The organism is Nostoc sp. NMS9, assembly GCF_017114995.1.
In the GTDB taxonomy this organism is placed as follows: domain Bacteria; phylum Cyanobacteriota; class Cyanobacteriia; order Cyanobacteriales; family Nostocaceae; genus Nostoc.
The window spans coordinates 139,249-160,612 of the sequence record NZ_JABXKL010000080.1; the positions used below are offsets into that span (position 1 = coordinate 139,249).

A 21,364-nucleotide genomic window follows, 5' to 3' on the forward strand; every position below is an offset into this window, starting at 1 on the left:
ATGACTACTGCACATTCGACCATAGCTGTTACCTCTTCTAGTCCCGGAATAACAGTAACTTTAGAAAGTACAGGTATTTTTCTCGGAATATTGGTGAGCGCTTCTGTTTTAGCTGGAGTGTGCATCAAAGTTGTCAGCAGTATCAGCCGGATTTCTTCTTCAATTGCTCAAATTGAAAAAGATTTAAAAGAACATGCCGACATGTTTATTGACTTAAGCTTGATTTTCTGCGATCGCTTGCAGTATCCGATAGTCTGCGGCAAGGAGCTTTATAAACTTTGCCATTGGATTATACAAATAGTACTCCAACCCAAAGAGCGCAAAGGGTTTGTTTTGCTTCCAAAACACTGAGTGATAGAGCGCACCTTGCGTTGGCTTGTTTGGTGTCGGCAATTAAACAAAGACTACGAGCTACTTCTTGAAACTGCCAAAACGTTTATTTACCTTGCCACGATTCGGATTATAGTGAGACGATTGGCATAAAATTTTACTGTTCATAACTTTTCAAACATCTTCTAAGACTTTGGTTTATAAGTCGAAGCAACGTGTAATTCTTTCAACTGTTTAGCATCTACACTCGAAGGCGCATCTGTTAACAAACAACGTGCTTGTTGTGTCTTTGGAAAAGCAATGACATCCCGAATAGATTCTTCTCCAGCTAGCAACATTACCAAACGATCTAAACCGTAGGCGATGCCACCATGCGGCGGTGTACCATATTCAAATGCTTCTAAGAGAAAACCAAATTTATTTTGTGCTTCTTCAGGAGATAAACCGATCGCTTCAAACACTTGCTGTTGAATTTCTCGCTGGTAAATCCGCAGACTTCCGCCGCCAACCTCCACGCCATTAAGTACCAAGTCGTAAGCTTGGGCGCGTGCTGTCTTTAAGTCGCTCAAATCATCAGGATGCGGTGCTGTAAATGGGTGGTGTAGTGCTTCTAGACGTTTTTCGTCAGCATTCCACTCAAACATCGGAAAGTCTGTAATCCACACCAAGTTGATTTTTTCTGGATCGATTAAGCCAAATTCTCTAGCGATCGCTTGTCGTAATCTATCTAATGTTTTATTAACTGTAGCAGCATCACCAGCCCCAAACAACAGCAAATGTCCAGCTTTGGCATCTGTACGGCGCAAAATTTCTTGTTTTTGTTCTTCGCTTAAGTTGTCTTTTATCGCGCCAATGGTGTCAATTTCGCCATCATCCCTGACGCGGATAAAAGCTAAACCTTTAGCACCGGCTTCGCTGGCTTCTTTAAATAAGTCGCCACCTGGTTTAATACGGACATTAGAAATTACATCGTTACCGTTGGGAATGGGGAGGATTTTGACGATACCACCATTGGTAACAGTGTCCCGAAAGACTTTGAAACTAGAGTCTTTGACGATATCTGAGACATCAACTAATTCCAAACCATAGCGTGTATCCGGTTTATCACTACCGTAGCGTTCCATCCCCTCAGCATAAGTGAGACGGGGGAAAGGGCGCTGTAATTCAATGCCTTTAACTGTTTTGTAGATATGGCAAACTAAATTCTCATTTAGTTCGATAATTTCTTCTTGAGACATGAAGCTCATTTCCATGTCTAACTGGGTGAATTCTGGTTGTCTATCGGCGCGTAAATCTTCATCACGAAAGCAACGGGCAATCTGATAATATCTGTCTAAGCCGGATACCATCAGCAATTGTTTAAATAGCTGGGGTGATTGCGGCAAAGCATACCATTCACCAGGATTGACGCGACTAGGTAGAACATAATCCCGCGCCCCTTCTGGGGTAGAACGGGTAAGAATTGGGGTTTCGACTTCGATAAAACCTTCCAAATCTTCTAGATAACGACGCATGGCTTTGACAATTTGATGACGCAGTTGCAAATTTTGCGCCATACGTTCGCGTCGCAAATCCAAATAACGATATTTCAGCCGTAAGTCTTCCCGCACTGTTTCGGTGTCAGCTACAGAAACTTGGAAAGGTAACTGTTTGCGAACAGCATTGAGTAGCTCAATTTTATCGGCGTAAATTTCCACCTCGCCTGTGGGGATGCGGGTATTCAACGATTCTTCGGGACGTTGTGTTACCCTACCAGTGATTTCGACAACATATTCATTTCGCAGGGCGTTCGCATATTCGTAAGAATCTGGGGTGCGTTGCGGATCGCTGACGATTTGGACAATTCCAGAGCGATCGCGTAAATCTAAAAATATCACACCACCATGATCGCGGCGACGGTCTACCCATCCGTAAAAGGTAACAGTTTCTCCAATATGTTCTTTTCGGAGTTCGCCGCAATAGTGAGTTCGCATAAGTCTTAGTTATTGTTTCCGGGCTAGATTGGCAAGAAAATGTCAAAGCCTTCCCATTATCTAGCATCAATAGTAATTGTAGTAGTTCTGGTGAAAGAAAAAATCAAATAATCTCACACTATAACAGCAGTTTTGTTTTGGAGGCAGAAGGCAAAAGGCAGGTGGTCACTGAGCGTAGTCGTTCGCGCAGCGTCTCCGGCAGGAGAAGTGAGGTAGGAGGCAAAAACTCTTTATATCTGACTTGGATGTACCGTGGTGCAGATATCTATATCTTTATCTTTGTTTCAGGGGACAGTGATGTTGTTGGTGATGTCTCTTTTTCTAGCGATCGCAATCGCATTTTTGACCGATTTTATCGCGGCGATCCCTCACGTAACCGCAAGGTAGAAGGAATCGGACTAGGATTGAGCTAGCGCGGGAAATTGCTAGGGCACATCGTGGCGACCTTACTCTTGACTTAACATCTTCTGGTCAAACAGCGTTCACCCTCACCTTACCGATGAAGTTAGATAATTGAGCGATCGCCCAGTGTTGATATTAAGGCAATACAGTTCAGTTAAGCCTAAAACTCAACCCAACCTACAATTTTCTTAACTAAACCTCTTGCACGAATGTAAAACTAGCCCTCATCCCCCAACCCCTTCTCCCAAGTGTGGGAGAAGGGGAGCCAATTTTAAAGTCCATTTCAAAGTCCCTCTCCTTTGGGAGAGGGATTTAGGGTGAGGGCTTTTAATTTATCCAAGAAGTCTAATAATCGAAGCAGAAAACTGAAACTATTACTAAATCAAGGTTTGAGGCTTTATTTTCTCATATAAATTCAAAAATGTAGCCAAAACCTGGAAAGTGAAGTTTCGTAAGCCTTGCAGTGATTGCTTTCTCCAAGAGTGATGGAAGAGCGCTAATGAAGTGGACGCAGAAGTGTAATTTTGCCCATGCCCGTCTCTTGACTGAGCTGTGCCACGTAGAGATTTCCATTGGTGGGATTCTCAACCAAATCCAATGGACTTGGATTAAAACCAGTGAAACCACTAATACCCGTTTGGGAATTTACAATATCCAAGTTTGCGCCACCTGGTGTTAGCACAATGATGTCTTTCCCTGAACTGAAGCGTGTCACCAGCAGTTTGCCTTGCAGCTGACCACCTAAAACATTACTACGATATTCAATGATGCCATTAGGTGAAAAATGCTCTCCGAAATCGAAGGCAATACCCTTCCAATTCCGGTCAGGTAGAGTACCAATGGGATATTCATTTATCTGAACTAGGTCTGTACTAGCTGTGGGATTTCCGCCACTCAACACCCACTCACAACGCTTCGGATTGGGATGACCATAATAACCATTTTTAACAATGCGAAACAGAAAGTCTCGCTGTGTGCCTAGACTGCTAAGTCCAGGCACAGATGGAGTAGTATAAGCCGCATTAGTAGCCTTATCAATACGGTTTTGGCAGGCAAGAGGTAGAGGGATCGGTGTATTTGGCGTATTGCCACCAGCTGCCGAACCATTCGTTGGCACATACAACTGACCATTGGTATGCCAAACCAGATCGTAGCCATTACGTATACCGCTAGCAAAGATAGTTACAGGTGCTCCCGGATTAAAGGGGTTATAAGTACCTCCATCCTCCGTCTTCACGCTTAAAGGAGGTGAGGTGATTTTGGACAGGTCAACTCGTAATACAGCAGCAGTTAACAACCGCTCAGGACGATTACTCCAAGCAGTGTTTGGTGCGCCTGTACTACTATTACTACCCTGCAACACATACAACACGTTTGGCTCATTGGGCTTAAACTCAATGCTATTGGTTAGATGATCCCGACTCGATCGTGGTAAATCAACCACATAGTCTTTTACTGTCTCTAGATTGGTACCGCTTAAACGAGTAATTTTACCAGTCCACTCTGGTGCATCAACAGTACCATTCCAGTAGTAGTTATTTGTTACCCAAAGAATTAGGTTGCTAGCATTTGTTGATGAGGGATCAAAGTGCATACCAATGATCGTTCGATTACCACCATTTGCAGTCTGCAATGAGGAAATCGTTTGTGGCGTACCCAGAGTGCCATCAGCATTGATCGGGAAACGCAAAATCTCACCTAGTAAGGTGGCAGCATAGAGTTTATTGTCAGGCCCAATCAATACTGTGGTGTAAGGTTTGATAGGTACATTTGCTAGTGAGATTTGCTCGAAAGTAATATTGCTTCCTGTGTCTACAAAAGTGCCTGTTGTGAAACTGATGCTATAGGGTAAGAATGCAGCACCATTGCTATCTTTAACCCCGTCGGTAATTTGTAACAAATATTTGGTATTGTTCTTGAGACGAGTTATCGGAGACACTACAATCACATCTCCGCCACCAGAAGTATTGTAAGTAGCATTGACTTGTGTGTTAGTACTGCTATCGATCAGCTTGATAGTTGAGGCAGAAATAGTATTAACCGCAATCCCACTATTGGGGAGATTTAGGTCTGCTGTAATGGAGATATCTGGCGACAGATTTGTCTGACCATCATTGGGATTGGTCGTTCTGATTGAGGGACGATTACCTGGTGCGATCGCAATATAGTTGAGCTTGGTATTCTTACCACCTTTAGCATCAATTGTGAGCTTGCCATCGGCAACATTAACAATCCGGGTAATTGCGGCAAACTTTTTGGTTGCCATCGGTACAAATCCAGAAATAGCAGCCGTCCCTTCTATATTAATCTGGTGCTTACTATTGGCAGTATTACTAGCATCACCGACACTAACAGTCACATTGTAGGAACCATTAGATAGGGCATATTCCCAAGCAGCAGGTATCGTGACTGCTGTTCCCGCACTGCTAAGAGGATATTGGAGATGAATCAGTCTATTTAGTCGCCGATCGATGCCACTTTGGTTGCGATCGCGTGTATTGAGTTGGATATCAAGGGGAGTGTGTGTAGTATTGCCTAAGCTATCTTCACGCACCCAACCAAAGCCTCTAGTATCATTGTAGGCTTGACCGATATCTTTAATATACCCAGATGGTACAGGAGCGTTATTTGGTTGAAAAGCAATCCCTTGAACAATTGCTAATACCAGTATTTTGGGTTTGATCTTGTAAATCATAGTATGCCTTGCCGTTGTGTTCGTAGTTGATACGTGATTAGTCCATTAACATTGGCCAAGTATCTGCAATGATTATTCCTGGCAATCCTTCATTGCCTATAAACGAACGTAATGACCGCAAGTCTTAGGGAACCCATTTCTCCAGAATGTATAAAAAGTATTTAGTAAATACTTTTTATACATAAATACTGAACTTCTTTTTAAGAGAATTATAAAGGAACTTTCTAATTCCTCAACTTGGCACGGTATAATTACGTAAAAAGCAATAAATCTTCAAAATTACAGTAGAACTCAGAATACAGAATTCAGCAGTCAGGAGCCAGAATACCCCTTCAGGGAAGCAAGCTACAGAATTGAATTCTGTGAGACTGATGGATAGCGCAGATAAGCCTTCTCTTGTCCCAAGAGAAGGCTTATCTGCGACACGCTGCTCGTAGCGTCTCCTAGAGAGCGTCTGAATAAACGGGTTTAAGTCCCCCACGAGAGTGATTCTGAATTCTGAATTCTTCTTTAATTGCTGCTGGCAGAGTTCATTTTTGTCTGTGCTGTCAATCTGATGCAAGTAATTTTGGCAGCAAATCATGAAATTACTTTTTAATCACCTGCTTCTTGACTTCAAATATGTGCAATATGGTGACTCAGCCAATCAGCGTTTTCGCGCAGGATATGCAGAATACTTCCGTGAACGACCGTTTCTAGATGTAGCCGCTCCTTTAAAGGGGAAGAGTAGTTAACTTTAGAGTGGCTAGATGATTCTTGTACCTCTTCAACTACATAGCGGTTAGGGACATGACTTAAAATGTGAGCAATTAGCTTTTGCCTCAATTCATGAATTGAAAAGGCTAATTGATAAGGATCTTCGGGATACTCATCTAAGACATTCTCAATTTCTTGAATGACGATTGGCAATGTTAAATTAATTAACGTGTGCGACATTTTTTAGTAACCTAATTGAAAAGAAAAATTCTTAGGATCTACTTCTGCTTCTTTCAGTCTTGTTTATAAAACTGGCATCTCCTGACGGCAGCAGCTACAACGCCAATAAAGACCTTCCAAGCTTATGTGGCGGAGTAAAACAGTTGAACAGCTAGGACAACTATGCTTACTGTTCATGAAGTGCTTGATTGTTGTTGTGAAAAGAAGCTGTTGGCTGCAATCTGGTTTTAGATACCTTGACCGCAGCATGAAATTGCTTAATAAAGTATTCACTTAAAACCTGGATTGATTTGATTATTGTGTAACACATTCCCAACAAGATTTACGGCTGGCTCTAATTGGTTTTATAATAAACAGCATAACAATCAGATGTTTGAAATCGCGTATTTCCAAACGTTTTATTTATGGTTGAGTTGTATGAATTAAGCGATCAGATCAGCTTTTTGCTTGAAAAAAGACATTGCAATTCACTCATCTATCTAAAGTGGACTATGCCTAGTTTGACTCAATTACCAAGCAAATTAGCTTTATTTTTAAAAGTAAAAAGTAAAAAGATAATCCCCATAAATAAATTTAGTTGCTCTAAAACCATTTTCTTTTTCTTTCTTTTGCTTTTTAAACGATCAGATAATATTAATCGGGTCTACATCAATAGTTAAACTTACAGACGAAGGACAAAGCGATCGCACTTCTTCCCAATCTGGCAACTGTGGTAAGGCATCGGGGGCAAACTTAATTAATATCTGCCAGCGATAACGATTAGCTACTCGTAAAATACTCGCTGGTGCTGGGCCTAATATCTCGAATTCTTCTTCTGTACTCAAAGCTGTAGCAATAACTTGCGCCGTATTTTGGACTTGAATGGGGTCAAGACTACTTAAACGCAACAAAATTAACCGCCCATAAGGAGGATAATTGAGTGCTTGGCGTTGTTCTAATTCCGCTTGAGAGAAAGATTGATAATCGTGCGATCGCACTGCTGCAATTACCTGATGCTCTGTAGTATAAGTCTGCACAATCACTCTACCTGGATCTTCACCTCTACCCGCACGTCCAGCGACTTGAGTCAAGGTTTGAAATGCTCGTTCACTGGCGCGATAGTCTGATAAATTTAGCAATCCATCAGCGGCGACAACGCCCACAAGTGTCACCTGTGGTAAATCCAAACCTTTGGTGAGCATTTGCGTACCAACTAATAAATCTGCTTCGCCATTGGCAAACTGGGTGAGTAGGGTACGGTGTGAGCCTTTGTTGCGGGTGGTATCGCTATCAAAACGAATCAAGCGCAACTCTGGAAACTGTCGCGCTAGTTCCTGCGTGACTCGTTGAGTACCGCTACCAAAAAATTTCAGGTAAGGGGAACTACAATCAGGGCAAAATTTGGGGTGCGATCGCGCATAGTTACAGTAATGACACCGCAATAATTCCGGCGCTTTTTCTTCGGTGTGGTGATACGCCAGCGACACATCACAGTGCGGACATTCCAACACATATCCACAACTGCGGCAAGATACAAAAGTACTGTGTCCCCGGCGATGAATAAATAAAATTCCCTGTTGTTTTCTTTCTTGCAACTCTTCTAAAGCTGCTTGCAGCGATCTACTAAATATAGAACGATTTCCCTGTTGCAACTCTTGCCGCATATCGACTATTTCCACCGGCGGTAAAGGGCGGGAGTTGATGCGTTCAGGCAAACTTAAATAATAACTCCTGACTCCTGCCTCGTGATTTAAAAGTGATGAATTAAAATTTCTTTCTTGTCCCCCCTCTCTGCTTGCGGAGAGGGGGCTAGGGGGTGAGGTTCCGACGCTTACCCAAGTTTCCAACGAAGGCGTAGCAGAACCCAACACCAAGGGGCAATGTTCTAATTCGGCTCGCCACTGGGCAACAGTGCGGGCGTGGTAGGTGGGTATGGGGGAGTCTTGTTTAAAGCTGCTATCGTGTTCTTCATCTAAAATAATTAAACCCAAGTTAGGTAAAGGGGCGAAAACGGCGCTACGAGTACCAATGACAACTTGTGGTTCTCCTGTGAGCATTTGCCGCCAAGTATCGTAACGTTCACCGTCGGAGAGGGCGCTATGATAAACGCTGACTTTATTACCAAAACGGGCGCGAAAACGATCGGTTAGCTGGGGTGTAAGTCCAATTTCTGGGACTAAGACAAGAGCAGATTTACCTTGATTGAGGAGAGGTGCGATCGCTTGCAAATATACTTCGGTTTTTCCTGAACCTGTCACCCCATGCAATAAAACTTGAGCAAATTCATCTAGTGTCTGGATTGTCTCTAAAGCACTAGTTTGAGCAGTAGTTAAAGCTTTAGCGCCATCACCTACTAAAGTTGGGCCTTGTTCAGTTCGCAATACTTCCCGTTCTTCAACAACAATGTAACCTTTTTGTGCCAGCGTCTTGAGGATAGAAGAACTAGCATTGCAAATTTGCAGTAATTCATTTTGCCATAACTCCCCACCATGTCGCCGCAGCACTTCTAAAATCTCTCGTTGGCGAGTAGTTAACTCTTGGTCAATTATACCTGTGAGCGTAACTGCTTTTTGCAACTTTGGTCGAGTCAGTCGCGGTGGTTCCAAGTAGCTTTCTACTAAACCAAATCGCAATAACTCCCGAATTCCCCGATAAGCAGATTTGACTTTTTGTTGAAGGTAAACAAAACTGTAGTCCCCCGCTGGTTGCCCTTGCAAAAGTTCCCAAACTTGCCGCGCAGTCGGAGTCAAAAAAGCCAAAGGATCAGCATATCCCAGTAAATAACCACTTCTCCCTGCCCCCCTGCCCCCCTGCCCCTCTGCCTCTCTGCCCCTCTGCCCCCCTGCCCCCCCGCCTCCAACCAGGCGGATACGACGCTGCGATCGCCCCAGTAACCCTGGTGGCAGAGCAACCCGGATTACTTGAATCAGCGGCGTATAGTAATATGCAGCAACTCGGTTGAGTAATTCCCAATAAGCACTTGGGAAAAACCCAACGCTGACTATATCTTCTACTTCCCGGATTTTTTCTGGTGGTAAATCGATATTTAGTTGTGCCAGTAATCGAATAGCGATCGCTCCTAATTGTTGCGCCCCAAATGGCACGCTTAAAATATCACCTGGTTTTATTTCTAACTGGGCTGGTAATCGATAAGTAAATAGTCCTGTACTTCCTGGACAGTCTACCAATACTTCAACCCACCGATTAACACTTTCACCTGACTGATATGATTCATTCGGTTCATTCACCACTAAAGGAGATAAATTTATGTCATTAATATACATACTTGCTGATTTTATAATTAAATATTTTCTTCACATAGCTGGTCTAAATCAACCTAGCTAACTAAACTTTAGTTTTTCGCTTTCTTAAATTTAAATAGTATTTCTCAATACTGTTATTCTTCATAATACTTGATAATTTTCCTCTTATGTAATCTACTAGACAAATTCGTATTAACTATATATGCAATAAATATTTGGTGCCCACTATACAAATAAAAGCATGTCGGCTATTGCTGCAACAGTTGTTCTATCTACTAAATATGGAGTAGACTTTTTCCGCCTATCGGTAGATATTCAACCCTTTCTGTATATGAGATGCTTTTATACAAAGTAAGATCCTCCAAAATTAAGCTGCTACTCTTGTAATTTGTATCATGTAGGGAACTTGAAATCAAATCGGGAATGCGCCAACCCAGTAGTAGGTATTCCTTTTATACAACGACCTTCAGCGCTTAAGACATTAGAAATATTTAGAAAAATATATGAAAGTTTAAGAGATTTGGATGATTAGCTGGAATTTTTATATTTGTTAAGGTTGAGAATGTTTGAGGGGGTTTGACATATTTGATAATTCAGAAAAAAATGAAGAATATATCTGTTGGGAATCTAAGAGAAAAGTTTTGCTGGGTGCTAAGGTCAGTTTCGTTATAGGTTGTATATAACTGTAACCTATAGGTACTAGGTAGATGCCGATTTTTATTTCTATAGACAAATTGCATCAGCCTATATTTCGCTATTCTTTACGGGTGCATCGTCCATTAGGGAAAACTACCAAGCCTCAAACGAGTAGGTGTAAATAAATTATGTACCAAACAAAGCAACAATCCCTAAAGGAAAATATGAATATTGTTGAATTGGGAAAAATGGAAATACTGGAGAATGCTGCTGATATCGAAGAACCATCACTTGATAGTTTAAATGCAGTGGCAGAAGAAGAATCTCCAATTGTAGTAGAAAATCTAGAATCAGACGAACGCGATGGAGATGACATGGCGGCGGCTCGTCCTTCGGGATACAACAAAACCGAACATGATGATGCTGTCGGCGCGTTTTTTAAGGAAATGGCGCGTTATCCGCTTTTAAAAGCTGATGAAGAAGTAGAGTTAGCGCGGCGAGTCAGGTTTCTAGAGGAATTTAGAGAAATACAAGCGGCTTTAGAGTTAAAACTGGCACATGAACCCAGTAAACTAGAAGTGGCTTCCGAGCTAGGAATGACGGAAAAGCAACTAGAAAATCGCTTGTATCAAGGGAGAGTAGCGAAACGCAAAATGATTCGCTCGAACTTGAGATTGGTAGTTTCTATTGCCAAGCGATATTTAAATCGGGGAGTGCCTTTTCTGGATTTAATTCAGGAAGGAGCAATGGGTTTAAATCGCGCTACAGAAAAGTTTGATCCCGATAAAGGATATAAGTTTTCTACTTACGCCTATTGGTGGATTAGACAAGCAATTACCAGAGCGATAGCTAACGATGCGCGAACAATTCGACTACCGATTCATATTGTTGAAAAACTTAACAAGCTAAAAAAAGCCCAACGGGAACTCAAACAAAAACTCTGTCGTAATCCTACCGAAGGTGAAATGGCAGAATATTTAGAGATTAGTGTGCAACAACTACGCCAGCTACAACAGCTACGGCGACAAGCACTTTCTCTCAACCACCGCGTCGGTAAAGAAGAAGACACGGAATTGATGGATTTGCTAGAAGATGAAGATAACTTGTCTCCAGAAGCAAAAATGAATGAAAACATGATGCGTCAGGAGATTTGGGAAGTCTTGGGTGATGTGTTAACTCCACGAGAGAAAGATGTGATTTCTCTGCGTTATGGTTTGACAAGCAGCGAACCATGTACCTTAGAAGAGGTTGGCAATATGTTCAATCTTTCTCGTGAGCGAGTGCGTCAAATTCAAAGCAAAGCCATGCGGAAATTGCGTCGTCCTCACATAGCCAAACGCTTAAAAGGTTGGTTGATTTAACTACATTGCTCCAGATAGAGATGCAATCTTGAACTTAATTAGCTTTGCAATTCGCAAAAATTGGGCGTTTTGTAGCTTTTTTCGGCTCTTGTTTAGTCAATACTCAAAAAAAATTGCCCAGTTGCCTATAGACTATGGACTATAAACTATGGACTATGGACTAATGACTTCGGGTAGCAATTTGATTGTGCGTTTTGCTGAACCAGCCGATTGCAGCGTGCTGTTTAAATTAATTGAGGGACTTGCAGAATATGAAAAATTATCTCACGCGATCGCTGGCAATGCTCTAGCACTTCAGGAGCATTTATTTGGTTCGCGGAGGTATGCAGAGGTAATATTAGCAGAATCTGCGAATCAAGCTGTTGGTTTTGCGCTATTTTTTCATAATTATTCAACATTTCTGACTAAGCCAGGAATTTATCTGGAAGATTTATTTGTTTTACCAGAATATCGCAGACAAGGTATTGGTAAGGCTCTCCTAACTAAAGTAGCTCAAATAGCTGTAGAACGTGATTGTGGGCGATTAGAGTGGAGTGTCTTAGATTGGAACGAGTCAGCCCAAGCATTCTACCGTAGTATGGGAGCATCTATATTAGATGATTGGCGAATTTGTCGCGTCACAGAAGATGTGCTTACTCAATTAGGTTCTGTTAAATAAAAAACAAAGGATGAAGTATAAAGGATGAAGCAGGACAATTTTCATCTTTAATATTTCATCCTTAAATTTTAATGATTTTTTTATAAAATATTCAAAATTACAAAAATTTGTATTTTAATCATCAGCATAAATGCACATTTTTGCAAATAAGCAAGTTAGGGTATTTTGTAGAGAAGCACCTTTTTGTTACATATCGCTTTGTGCTAACAAACCTAAATCTAAAATCACCAAGATTCAAAATCCAAAAACTTTATTTAATAAAGCAAAGTTTGACAGCTTGTCGTTTGACTATGGCAGCGGCTCAACTCACAATTATGGAGGATATTGCACAGAATAAGCCGTTATTGCAGAGAGAACACGAAATGAAAAAAATGATTACAGTCATGCTGTTAGGCATAGCAATCTTCACCTTTGCCTTCAGCCATCCAGCTTTGGCAGCAGATGTTGCTAGTGGAGCTAAAGTATTTAGTGCCAATTGTGCCTCTTGTCACGCAGGAGGTAAGAATCTGGTTCAAGCTGACAAAAACCTGAAGAAGGAGGCTTTAGAAAAGTATGGTTTGTACTCAGCAGAGGCGATTATTGCCCAGGTTACAAAAGGTAAAAATGCTATGCCCGCCTTCGGCAAACGTTTGAAGCCTGAACAAATTGAAGATGTAGCGGCTTATGTGCTTTCACAAGCAGATAAGGCGTGGAAGTAGACTAAAATCTAACTTCAAAAATTAACAATTAGCGGGGCTTTTTGTCCCGCTAATTTTGTTACTGCCGAAATTATCAAACAGGATGCATATACCAATTTTGGATTACAGCAGATTTCAAGTTGATGAAGTACACAATCTAAGTCTCAAAGTCATACCAATTCTGTATGAAGATGCGCTAAACCATGTTTAATGATGAGAAAGAAAAACGAACCGCATTCGCGTTAGCGTCTCCCCTTGGGAGAAGGACGCATTCGCGCAGCGTCTCGTAAGAGAAGGACACAAAGAAAGAAAAAGTTAAAAGGGTTTGGCGCAGCCTCACAAAGAAATGGTATCAGGTACAAAAATTGTTTTACTTCTGTTAGCACAGCGGGGCGTAGCCCATTCTGAATTCTGACTCCTGAATTCTGCTGTAAGAGTTTTTACAAAAAGACTGTTCCAAGCATATCAAACAATACTACCTATCCTCATTTGGTATTATGAGTAATTTCTGGCGATTATTTTTCAGTATAATTATTGCTTTCCCTCTGACTTTTCTGACTTTATCTGCACATTCTTTACCCATTTTAATTACCCAAATTACAGCGAGTGATTTCTTAGAGTTGGGTGTAGATAAGATGCAGCGCGGTAATTATCAGGAAGCAATAGAGAATTTCAACCAGGCGATCGCACTTGAAAAAGATTTGGCTCTAGCTTATAGCGATCGCTGTCTTGCTTATCTCCACTTACAAGATTACCATCAAGCTGTTACAGATTGTACTCAAGCCATAAATTTTGCACCGGATAACTTTGAGGCTTATCTGAACCGGGGAGTAGTACACTACAGACAAGGGGATTATTCAGCTGCCATTGTCGATCATAATCGAGCCGTTGCACTTAAACCCTACGATTTTCGAGCTTACTACAACCGAGGGCTAGCCCGTGCTGGGGATGGGAAAGATTTAGAGGCAATTCTTGACTTTAATTTAGCCCTAACTCAAATTCCCCGACTCAGCAGCTTACTGCTTGCAGATATATATAATGACCGAGGTTTGGCACATTTTGTGTTGCAAGATATCCAAGCTGCGATGCTCGACTTTAATCTAGCAATTCGCCTCAATGCTAACGATTATAGAGCTTACTTTAACCGGGGTTGTGCTTGCGGACGAAACGGAGATAACTTTGGTGCAGTGCGTGATTTTTCCCAAGTTATCAGACTTAACCCCAGTAATGCCCAGGCTTATGTTAATCGGGGAGTAGCTCAGTATCGCTTAGGATATCATTTAGGAGCTATATCTGATTTACAAAAAGCATCTGAGTACTTTGAAAACCAAGGAAAGAGAGTTGCTTACGAAAAAACTCTAGATTTACTGAAGAATCTGCGACAGCAAATTTCCTTTGCAACGCAAATCGCTCTTTTGTAAGACTGTTAGGGCTATGCAGGGTATACACCAGCTTGAAAAATCTGTTCGGCGGTGTTAAGTTTAATTCGGGGAAAAGAGGTGAGATAATGCGTTCCCCAAAGGGGTTGCCGCAGGCATCGCTACCTCGAAACTGGCTGACTTGATATTCTCCCTATGAAATATGAATTCGGTGAGTTGGTGTGATTTCAAAGATCGCGAGTTAAATTGTCAAGTTCACTCACAAATGAATCAATTTTAGCTGCCACAGTGCCTCCCGTTGCAATAGCCGTAGCCAAATTAATAAAAAGAGAGAGAACGTTAAGAGCTTCTTTTGTGCCATCAAATTTTTTAACAGCTTCTAAAACTTTATCAGTAATTGCTTCTATTCGTTGTTTAGCATTTTCTAAATTAGTCATTACTTTGACAACTCCTTGTGCATCTAAACTCTTAGCTGCATTCTTTAATTTTGGGTTTTGTTCATTCAGGAATTCAATCTTCTTTTCCAACTCTTGAATTTTTTCTCTAGAAGCTCCCTCTTCTTTAAGATTCTTTATTTTTGCTTGTAGGATTTCTCGTTGATCTAGAATCGCATCAGCAATTTCTCGATAGCGTTTAGCTTGCTCATGTAAGTCATTTGCGCTTAATTCTCGACTCATAAATTTACTTCACCTTTGGGGTTACATTATCCTTAAAGACTTTGTTGGATTGCTCGACTAATTTATCTAGTTTTTTGACATAAGTTTTAACCATTTTTCTGATTTGTGTTGATGAAGGCTTTTCATCTTTTTGATACATTTCCTTAATTGTGTGATGATCTTGAGAAATCTCTTTTAAAATTTCAACATACAAGTCTGCAATTTTTTGTTTTTCAACAAGTGTTGATTTGGTTGTTTTCCACTCTCGATCTAGCTCTACAATTGTCTTGTCTCTAAGAACGACACCAATTCCTTCCAGATTAGAACTATTAACTGTGTTGATAATACTTCCTAGATAGCTTCTGTAATAATCATCAACAGCGAGTTTCTCACTCTCTAAGGCGCCCTTACTATAACCTTTATTAATTGCATTGGAGAATCCGTCAATATAAGATGTTAAATTCTGATCGTTCGCTAAAACAGCATCTTTTAAAGTGGAGCGTCGTTCTTGCTCAGAAAACACTCTAAAAAGGAATTGGGCAATTGCTGTTCCCGCACCAACTACATCAGTTTGAATTTCTGGTATTTGGTTCAGTGAGTCTTCAATAGAATTTAGTTGTGGGTCGTAGTTAATTAAATCATCAGAGGCTAACTTACCTAAAGCTATTAAATAGTTGATAATTACTAAATTGCCATTAGTCAGCGCCTGACTAGCGTCTTTTGGAGTCGGTTTATGATTAACAGAATCAAGTGAATTTTGCTCTACTTGTGGATTTCCATCACATTCTTTTTCTGCCGTTATCCTATCTTGGTTAATTCCCTCACTATTTGAAGATTTTAAGGGAGTATAATCAGCAGCACGAAGGCAGGATTGATAGAAATCATCAGCAATTTTTTCAAAGACTACATCTGCTTCTTGCCCTACTCTGGATAGACTTTTAGCCGCTTCTATATCTGCATTTCTACCACATCCTCCTAACACTAAAACAAGCGGAACCAGCACTTTGAATGCTAATTTTTGTCGGAACACGAAAACCTCCTTATCAAATAAAAAATCTTTGCAAATGTGGATGATAATTTTTTATAAAAATCAATGGCAATCCAAGGCATTTTGTATGCCTAAAGAAAAGGTAAAACCTTGTGCCAAAATATTTGACCCCAACGACGGCTCCGGCGAATGCAACAGATCCGGCAACAGGATTAATTCTCTGAATACAGATATACCACAAAAAATTACGTAAATTAAATGTTTTTAAGCGCATATTTTGCGCCTGTGTGGCATCTATTTAGGGTACAGTTACGGAAGGATACCGTTGGCGAAATATAACTTAACATCGACCCCTGGTGTTCCAAACCAACTTGCTCGACAGTAATCTAGTTTGTTTGTACTAGGTATTGGTGTAGCTGGAAAATGTAGGATTAATATAAATTAACCGCATCTTTGTAGGTGCGGAAAAAGTTGATTATCTTTTCTTGCTCGTACTGCTAACTAATAAGGCGTAACACCATCAGAGAGCGATCTGTGACTGGTAAAGTTTGAGAGCCTGAAACTAATTTTCCCCGATCTAAAAAGCGAGGTTCATTAGTGTCAATTACTATCTCCCATACCTTTTCTTTAAATTCATGGGGCAAAGCAAAGTCAATTAACTCGTAGTGAGCGTTAAAAAATAACAGAAAACTTTCATCAATAATCCGCTCACCACGATCCCCTGGAGTAGCAATTCCCTGCCCATTCAAAAAAATCTCCATTACTTTGGCATAACTAACTAGCCACTGCTTCTCAGTCATTTCACTGCCATCAGAATTAAACCAAGCAATATCATTAATGCCTAAACCGTGAATGGGGCGACCTTGAAACCACTTACGTCGTCGGAATACTGGATGTTGATGGCGAAAATTAATGAGTTCACGTGTAAAGTCTAGTAAATCCGCGTTCGCTTTATGCAAATCCCAATGCCGCCAGGAAATCTCATTGTCTTGGCAATAGACATTATTATTTCCCTTTTGACTACAGCCAATTTCATCCCCCTCTAATAGCATTGGAACACCTTGAGATAGCATTAGGGTTGCTAAAAAGTTTCGTCGTTGCCGTTCGCGCAAACGCATTACTTCTGGATCATTGGTTTCGCCTTCTACTCCACAATTCCAGGATCTATTATGGCTTTCACCATCTCTACTGTCTTCCCCGTTTGCCTCGTTATGCTTTTCGTTGTAGCTGACCAAATCATTTAATGTAAAACCATCATGAGCAGTTATGAAATTAACACTTGCATTTGGGTTGCGCCCGTTTGTTTGATAGAGGTCAGGACTACCGGTAAAACAGTAAGCAAATTGTCCTAAACTATCATCTACACCACGCCAAAAATCTCTGACTGTATCCCGATATCTACCATTCCACTCAGACCAACGCAATGGAAAGTTCCCGACTTGATAGCCGCCTTCTCCTAAGTCCCAAGGTTCAGCAATCAGCTTTACATCTGCCAAGATTGGGTCTTGATGAATAATATCAAAGAAAGCTGATAGGTTATCTACTTCATATAATTCCCGCGCTAGCGCCGAGGCCAAATCAAAGCGGAAGCCATCTACATGCATTTCTGTTACCCAATAGCGCAGACTATCCATGATTAACTTCAGAACTTGAGCATGACGCACATTCAGAGAGTTACCGCAGCCTGTAAAATCCATGTAGTAGCGAGGATCGTCCTTTACCAAACGGTAATATACAGAATTATCAATACCTCGCAAAGATAACGTTGGCCCGAAATGATTTCCTTCGCCAGTGTGGTTGTAGACTACATCTAAGATCACTTCAATTCCAGCAAAATGTAGTGCCTTGACCATTTGCTTGAATTCGGTGACTTGTTGTCCCGCAGTGCCACTAGCACTGTAACTAGAATAAGGCGCAAAATAGTTGATGGAATCGTAGCCCCAGTAATTGCTTAATCCTTTTCCTTCTAAATGTCCCGGATGAGATAGAAAGTGATGTACTGGCATCAACTCAACTGCTGTAATTCCTAATTGCAGTAAGTGTTGAATTGCAGCAGGATGCGCCAACCCGGCATAAGTGCCGCGCAACTCTTCTGGAATACCTGGATGTAGTTTAGTAAAACCTTTGACGTGAGTTTCATAAATAACAGTCGTATACCAAGGTGTAGCAAGCAGTTTATCGCCTTCCCAATCAAAAGATTGATCGACCACAACACACTTGGGCATTATTTTGGCATCATCTAGTTCAGAAAAAACTAAGTCTTTTTCCTCAGCGTCTAGAGAGTAGCCAAAGACAGATGGATCGTTACTAAATTCACCGTCAATTGCCTTAGCGTAGGGGTCAATTAATAGTTTGTTTGGATTAAATCGATGACCTACCTCCGGTGCCCACATCCCATGCACTCTAAACCCATATTTTTGACCTGGGGCAACTCCTGGTAAGTAACCATGCCAAACAAAATTGTTTTTTTCTGTCAAAGGTATGCGAATTTCTTCGTCATCGTTATCAAATAAACAAAGCTCTACCCCTGTTGCATTTTCCGAAAATAAAGCAAAGTTTGTTCCTTTCCCATCCCAAGTTGCACCTAAAGGATATACATTCCCCGGCCATAAAGCTACATACATAAGTAAATCTTGAATAATTAGTTTTTCGGGAAATAATTGAGTTTGATTTTTTTGAATAATTAGTTAAAATTTGAAGTTACTAATAATTCATTAAAATCATCAACATTATAATTTAACTTCTAAATCATATTATCTGCTCTATCATTAGTAATAGAAATCTCTATTCCTTTAGTTTGAAAAATTAACGCAGAGGGCAACGATACCTATAGCAGGATGCACTAACCCTAAAAAGCAAGGGTTTAAAACCCTCACTGTTGCCTCAGCTTCCCACAGGGTAAGGCTCTTTACATGGCTTTAAATCATCCGGGGTCGAATTTTCTCCTGCCTCTTAGTCTTGTTCAAATGTGGCCGCTCTAGGGTTTAACACCTAGTGAATTGACCAACAGTCTCATCTGAACTGTAGAAATATGACAGCGTGTCTTTTGACACGATTTTACTATTACAGCCACAATGCTACGTGGTGACTGTTTTTACTTGGTGTGAAAGAGAACGTGAAAAAGGATTTTTTGTTGCTAACAGTTGCTTTACCGAGTTTACTGATAGCGTCTCCTAGTTATGCTGTTGAGAGTGAAATTGAGCAGAGAAATACTAATAAATCAACCGAAGTTATTTCAGATATTCCGAGTTTGAGTGAAATTGAGCTACCCGCCACTAATGCCGACTTATTATCTCAACAATCTGTACCGATTGAAGTTAATCCAGAAAAAACTCAGCCAGAAACAGAGCAAACTCTGAGCGATGATGCAGACATTACTATAGAAACGATCGCAGAACCAGACAATCTACCTCAATCTACTCCAACTTACGTAATTGATCAAGAAGAAATTAAAAAGCAGGGTGCTGCAAGTTTAGCCGATATTTTGAAAAGAATGCCTGGTTTTGCAATCAATGATGTAGGTCATGGTGCAGATACTCACACAGGTACATACTATCGGGGAGCCTCAATTAATCAATCTGTATTTTTGATTAATGGCAGACCGATTAATAACAATGTCAACACTTATCATGGTGGCACTGATTTAAATAGCATTCCTGTAGAGGCGATTGAACGAGTAGAATTATATAGCGGCACAGCCTCCGCTTTATATGGTTCATCAGCATTTGGAGGAGTTGTCAATATTATTACCAAAGAAGGTTATGGCAAACCTAAATTGAGTGGTAGTGCAGAATTTGGCTCATTGAATTTAAATAATCAACAAGTGACTTATGGTGGTTCATCTGATCAGGTCAAGTACAACTTTAGTTTTGAAAGATTCTTTACAGATAACCGTTACCCAGTTCCTGTAGGTGCAGCAAATCGTGATGAGAAGGGATTTTTATCAAATGCAGATACAGCTACAAGTACATACTTTGGTAGCATTGGACTAGATTTAGATCAAAAAAATTCATTGAATTTAGATGTTACTAAACTTAGCAGTCGTCGCGGCTTAATTTATTTTGGATTTCCTCTCCAAAGAGATAGATTAGACCACGATGGTTTAAATATTGGCTTATCTTGGAAAACTCGGCTAGGTAATGGCGAAAGCTCTAACCTGACAACCTCAATTGGTTATAACCAAGATTATTTCAGCACTTATGGGCCTACAGGAGCATTTTACCGTACAGGAGCTTTAGATACACAACAACTCACAGCCAGGGTAGATCATGAGTGGAAAATTACTGGCAATAATAAATTGCGCTGGGGATTAGATTTGAAAAACACCGATTTAACCGGTGATATTTTGAGTACAAATCCTATTAGTATTGCCAATAACGAAACTGAAAACAGGAGTTTGTTCAATGCAGCTTTATTCGCTGTCAATACTTGGAATATTAGCGATAATTTTCTGATAGATTTAGGACTAAGACAAAGCTTTGACAGCCAATTTGGAAATTATCTCAACCCTAGTGTTGGTTTACGTTATGCCGTCACACCAATAGTAGCAGTGCGTGGAAGTTGGGCAGGAGGACAACGCAATCCTGGGTTAGATCAGTTGTATGTTTATGATACAGTTCATGGTTGGGAACCTAATCCTGATTTAAGCCCAGAAATTGGTTCAACTTGGACTGCGGGAGTGGATGTTAATTTTTCTCAAAATCTGATTGGACAGTTTACTTACTTTGGTAGTAGTATAGGCGATCGCTTGGGAGTCATCGCCGGAAAATGGACAAACATTGGATTAGTAGATACCAATGGTTTAGAGGCTGCATTGCAATTAAAAATTGCGGCTGGCTGGTCAACTTTTCTCAACTATACTTATACAGATTCCCAAATAAAAACAGGAACAGAGAAAGGTTTACAATTAGGTTTGATTCCTTATTCTGTACTTCAAACTGGTGTGGGTTATCAAAATTCAGGTTGGCAAGCTAACTTGTATGTTACCTACAATAGTGGCGCTCGCAGATCCATCTTCGCTAACCCTACTGACAAGCCCACAGATTTTGCACCGTCTTTTGTGAATTTAGATTTGAGCGGGCGTATACCTCTAACTAGCAATTTAGGACTGACAGTTTACTTAGAAAATCTACTCGGTGAACAATATGAGCGAGTTAATCGCATATATAGCCCTGGATTTACTTTTCGTGTTGGTTTAAGCGCCAATTTTTAGGTATTCAATGTAGAGATTTTATCATTGCAAAGTCTCTACATTCTTATGTCTTTGCAGATGATTTGGAAAACCTCACTTTCTTATAAATGTAGAATGTTAGGTTTCACAACATTTTTTTTGTAAAGGCGACGCACTTCCGTACAACATAGTGCGTTAAGCTAAAGCCATAATGACCCTATTTAAAATTTACTTTTAATCTAAAATCTAAAATCTAAAATT

Annotated in this window: 13 protein-coding genes and 1 pseudogene; 7 read left to right on the forward strand and 7 right to left on the reverse strand. The window is 40.6% G+C overall.

Annotation, left to right across the window (positions count from 1 at the left end):
- Entirely contained in the window at positions 1–351 is a 351-nt protein-coding gene (locus HWQ40_RS24980; protein WP_292783200.1) for a hypothetical protein, read from the forward strand.
- A 164-nt stretch (positions 352–515) separates the two neighbouring features.
- Here HWQ40_RS24980 and aspS read toward each other — a convergent pair whose 3' ends face one another.
- Positions 516–2,303 (reverse strand): aspartate--tRNA ligase, encoded by a 1,788-nt coding sequence (gene aspS, locus HWQ40_RS24985; protein WP_292783202.1) that lies wholly within the window; start codon positions 2,301–2,303, stop codon positions 516–518.
- Positions 2,304–2,626: 323 nt separating this feature from the next.
- Here aspS and HWQ40_RS24990 point away from each other — a divergent pair.
- Positions 2,627–2,820: pseudogene (locus tag HWQ40_RS24990) on the forward strand (ATP-binding protein); the annotation flags it as partial.
- A 381-nt stretch (positions 2,821–3,201) separates the two neighbouring features.
- Here HWQ40_RS24990 and HWQ40_RS24995 read toward each other — a convergent pair.
- From HWQ40_RS24995 to priA, 3 genes are all read right to left on the reverse strand, one after another.
- On the reverse strand, positions 3,202–5,400 hold the full coding sequence (locus HWQ40_RS24995) for an Ig-like domain-containing protein (RefSeq protein WP_292783205.1): 2,199 nt from the start codon (positions 5,398–5,400) through the stop codon (positions 3,202–3,204).
- Positions 5,401–6,015: 615 nt separating this feature from the next.
- A complete protein-coding gene (locus HWQ40_RS25000) occupies positions 6,016–6,336 on the reverse strand; it encodes a hypothetical protein (RefSeq protein WP_292783207.1) in 321 nt (106 codons plus the stop codon).
- Between the two features lie 623 nt (positions 6,337–6,959).
- The gene (priA, locus tag HWQ40_RS25005; RefSeq protein ID WP_292783209.1) at positions 6,960–9,599 is read right to left on the reverse strand and encodes a primosomal protein N'; all 2,640 of its coding nucleotides are present in this window, start codon (positions 9,597–9,599) and stop codon (positions 6,960–6,962) included.
- 803 nt (positions 9,600–10,402) lie between these two features.
- Between priA and HWQ40_RS25010 the strand changes: the two genes are divergently transcribed.
- The 4 genes from HWQ40_RS25010 (at position 10,403) to HWQ40_RS25025 (ending at position 14,331) form a co-directional block, all read left to right on the forward strand.
- Complete coding sequence (locus HWQ40_RS25010; RefSeq protein ID WP_292783212.1) at positions 10,403–11,575, forward strand: RpoD/SigA family RNA polymerase sigma factor; 1,173 nt, start codon at positions 10,403–10,405, stop codon at positions 11,573–11,575.
- A gap of 163 nt (positions 11,576–11,738) precedes the next feature.
- Positions 11,739–12,233 (forward strand): GNAT family N-acetyltransferase, encoded by a 495-nt coding sequence (locus HWQ40_RS25015; protein WP_292783542.1) that lies wholly within the window; start codon positions 11,739–11,741, stop codon positions 12,231–12,233.
- Positions 12,234–12,595: 362 nt separating this feature from the next.
- A complete protein-coding gene (petJ, locus tag HWQ40_RS25020) occupies positions 12,596–12,931 on the forward strand; it encodes a cytochrome c6 PetJ (protein ID WP_292783544.1) in 336 nt (111 codons plus the stop codon).
- Between the two features lie 476 nt (positions 12,932–13,407).
- Positions 13,408–14,331, forward strand: coding sequence for a tetratricopeptide repeat protein (locus HWQ40_RS25025; protein ID WP_292783215.1), 924 nt, complete (start codon positions 13,408–13,410; stop codon positions 14,329–14,331).
- A 185-nt stretch (positions 14,332–14,516) separates the two neighbouring features.
- Here the strand turns inward: HWQ40_RS25025 and HWQ40_RS25030 are convergent, their stop codons facing one another.
- From HWQ40_RS25030 to glgX, 3 genes are all read right to left on the reverse strand, one after another.
- The gene (locus tag HWQ40_RS25030; protein ID WP_292783218.1) at positions 14,517–14,966 is read right to left on the reverse strand and encodes a hypothetical protein; all 450 of its coding nucleotides are present in this window, start codon (positions 14,964–14,966) and stop codon (positions 14,517–14,519) included.
- A gap of 4 nt (positions 14,967–14,970) precedes the next feature.
- A complete protein-coding gene (locus tag HWQ40_RS25035; protein ID WP_292783221.1) occupies positions 14,971–15,975 on the reverse strand; it encodes a hypothetical protein in 1,005 nt (334 codons plus the stop codon).
- Between the two features lie 455 nt (positions 15,976–16,430).
- The gene (gene glgX, locus HWQ40_RS25040) at positions 16,431–18,557 is read right to left on the reverse strand and encodes a glycogen debranching protein GlgX (RefSeq protein WP_292783223.1); all 2,127 of its coding nucleotides are present in this window, start codon (positions 18,555–18,557) and stop codon (positions 16,431–16,433) included.
- 491 nt (positions 18,558–19,048) lie between these two features.
- On the opposite strand from glgX, the gene HWQ40_RS25045 reads away from it, so the two are divergent.
- The gene (locus tag HWQ40_RS25045; RefSeq protein WP_292783226.1) at positions 19,049–21,145 is read left to right on the forward strand and encodes a TonB-dependent receptor; all 2,097 of its coding nucleotides are present in this window, start codon (positions 19,049–19,051) and stop codon (positions 21,143–21,145) included.
- Positions 21,146–21,364 lie beyond the last annotated feature (219 nt).

What these genes read in the sequence shown, in the direction of transcription:
- HWQ40_RS25025 (WP_292783215.1), top strand. Translation starts at nt 13,408, where the DNA reads ATGAGTAATTTCTGGCGATTATTTTTCAGTATAATTATTGCTTTCCCT.
- glgX (WP_292783223.1), bottom strand. Translation starts at nt 18,557, where the DNA reads ATGTATGTAGCTTTATGGCCGGGGAATGTATATCCTTTAGGTGCAACT.
- HWQ40_RS25015 (WP_292783542.1), top strand. Translation starts at nt 11,739, where the DNA reads ATGACTTCGGGTAGCAATTTGATTGTGCGTTTTGCTGAACCAGCCGAT.
- aspS (WP_292783202.1), bottom strand. Translation starts at nt 2,303, where the DNA reads ATGCGAACTCACTATTGCGGCGAACTCCGAAAAGAACATATTGGAGAA.
- petJ (WP_292783544.1), top strand. Translation starts at nt 12,596, where the DNA reads ATGAAAAAAATGATTACAGTCATGCTGTTAGGCATAGCAATCTTCACC.
- priA (WP_292783209.1), bottom strand. Translation starts at nt 9,599, where the DNA reads ATGTATATTAATGACATAAATTTATCTCCTTTAGTGGTGAATGAACCG.
- HWQ40_RS24995 (WP_292783205.1), bottom strand. Translation starts at nt 5,400, where the DNA reads ATGATTTACAAGATCAAACCCAAAATACTGGTATTAGCAATTGTTCAA.
- HWQ40_RS25010 (WP_292783212.1), top strand. Translation starts at nt 10,403, where the DNA reads ATGTACCAAACAAAGCAACAATCCCTAAAGGAAAATATGAATATTGTT.
- HWQ40_RS24980 (WP_292783200.1), top strand. Translation starts at nt 1, where the DNA reads ATGACTACTGCACATTCGACCATAGCTGTTACCTCTTCTAGTCCCGGA.
- HWQ40_RS25000 (WP_292783207.1), bottom strand. Translation starts at nt 6,336, where the DNA reads ATGTCGCACACGTTAATTAATTTAACATTGCCAATCGTCATTCAAGAA.
- HWQ40_RS25030 (WP_292783218.1), bottom strand. Translation starts at nt 14,966, where the DNA reads ATGAGTCGAGAATTAAGCGCAAATGACTTACATGAGCAAGCTAAACGC.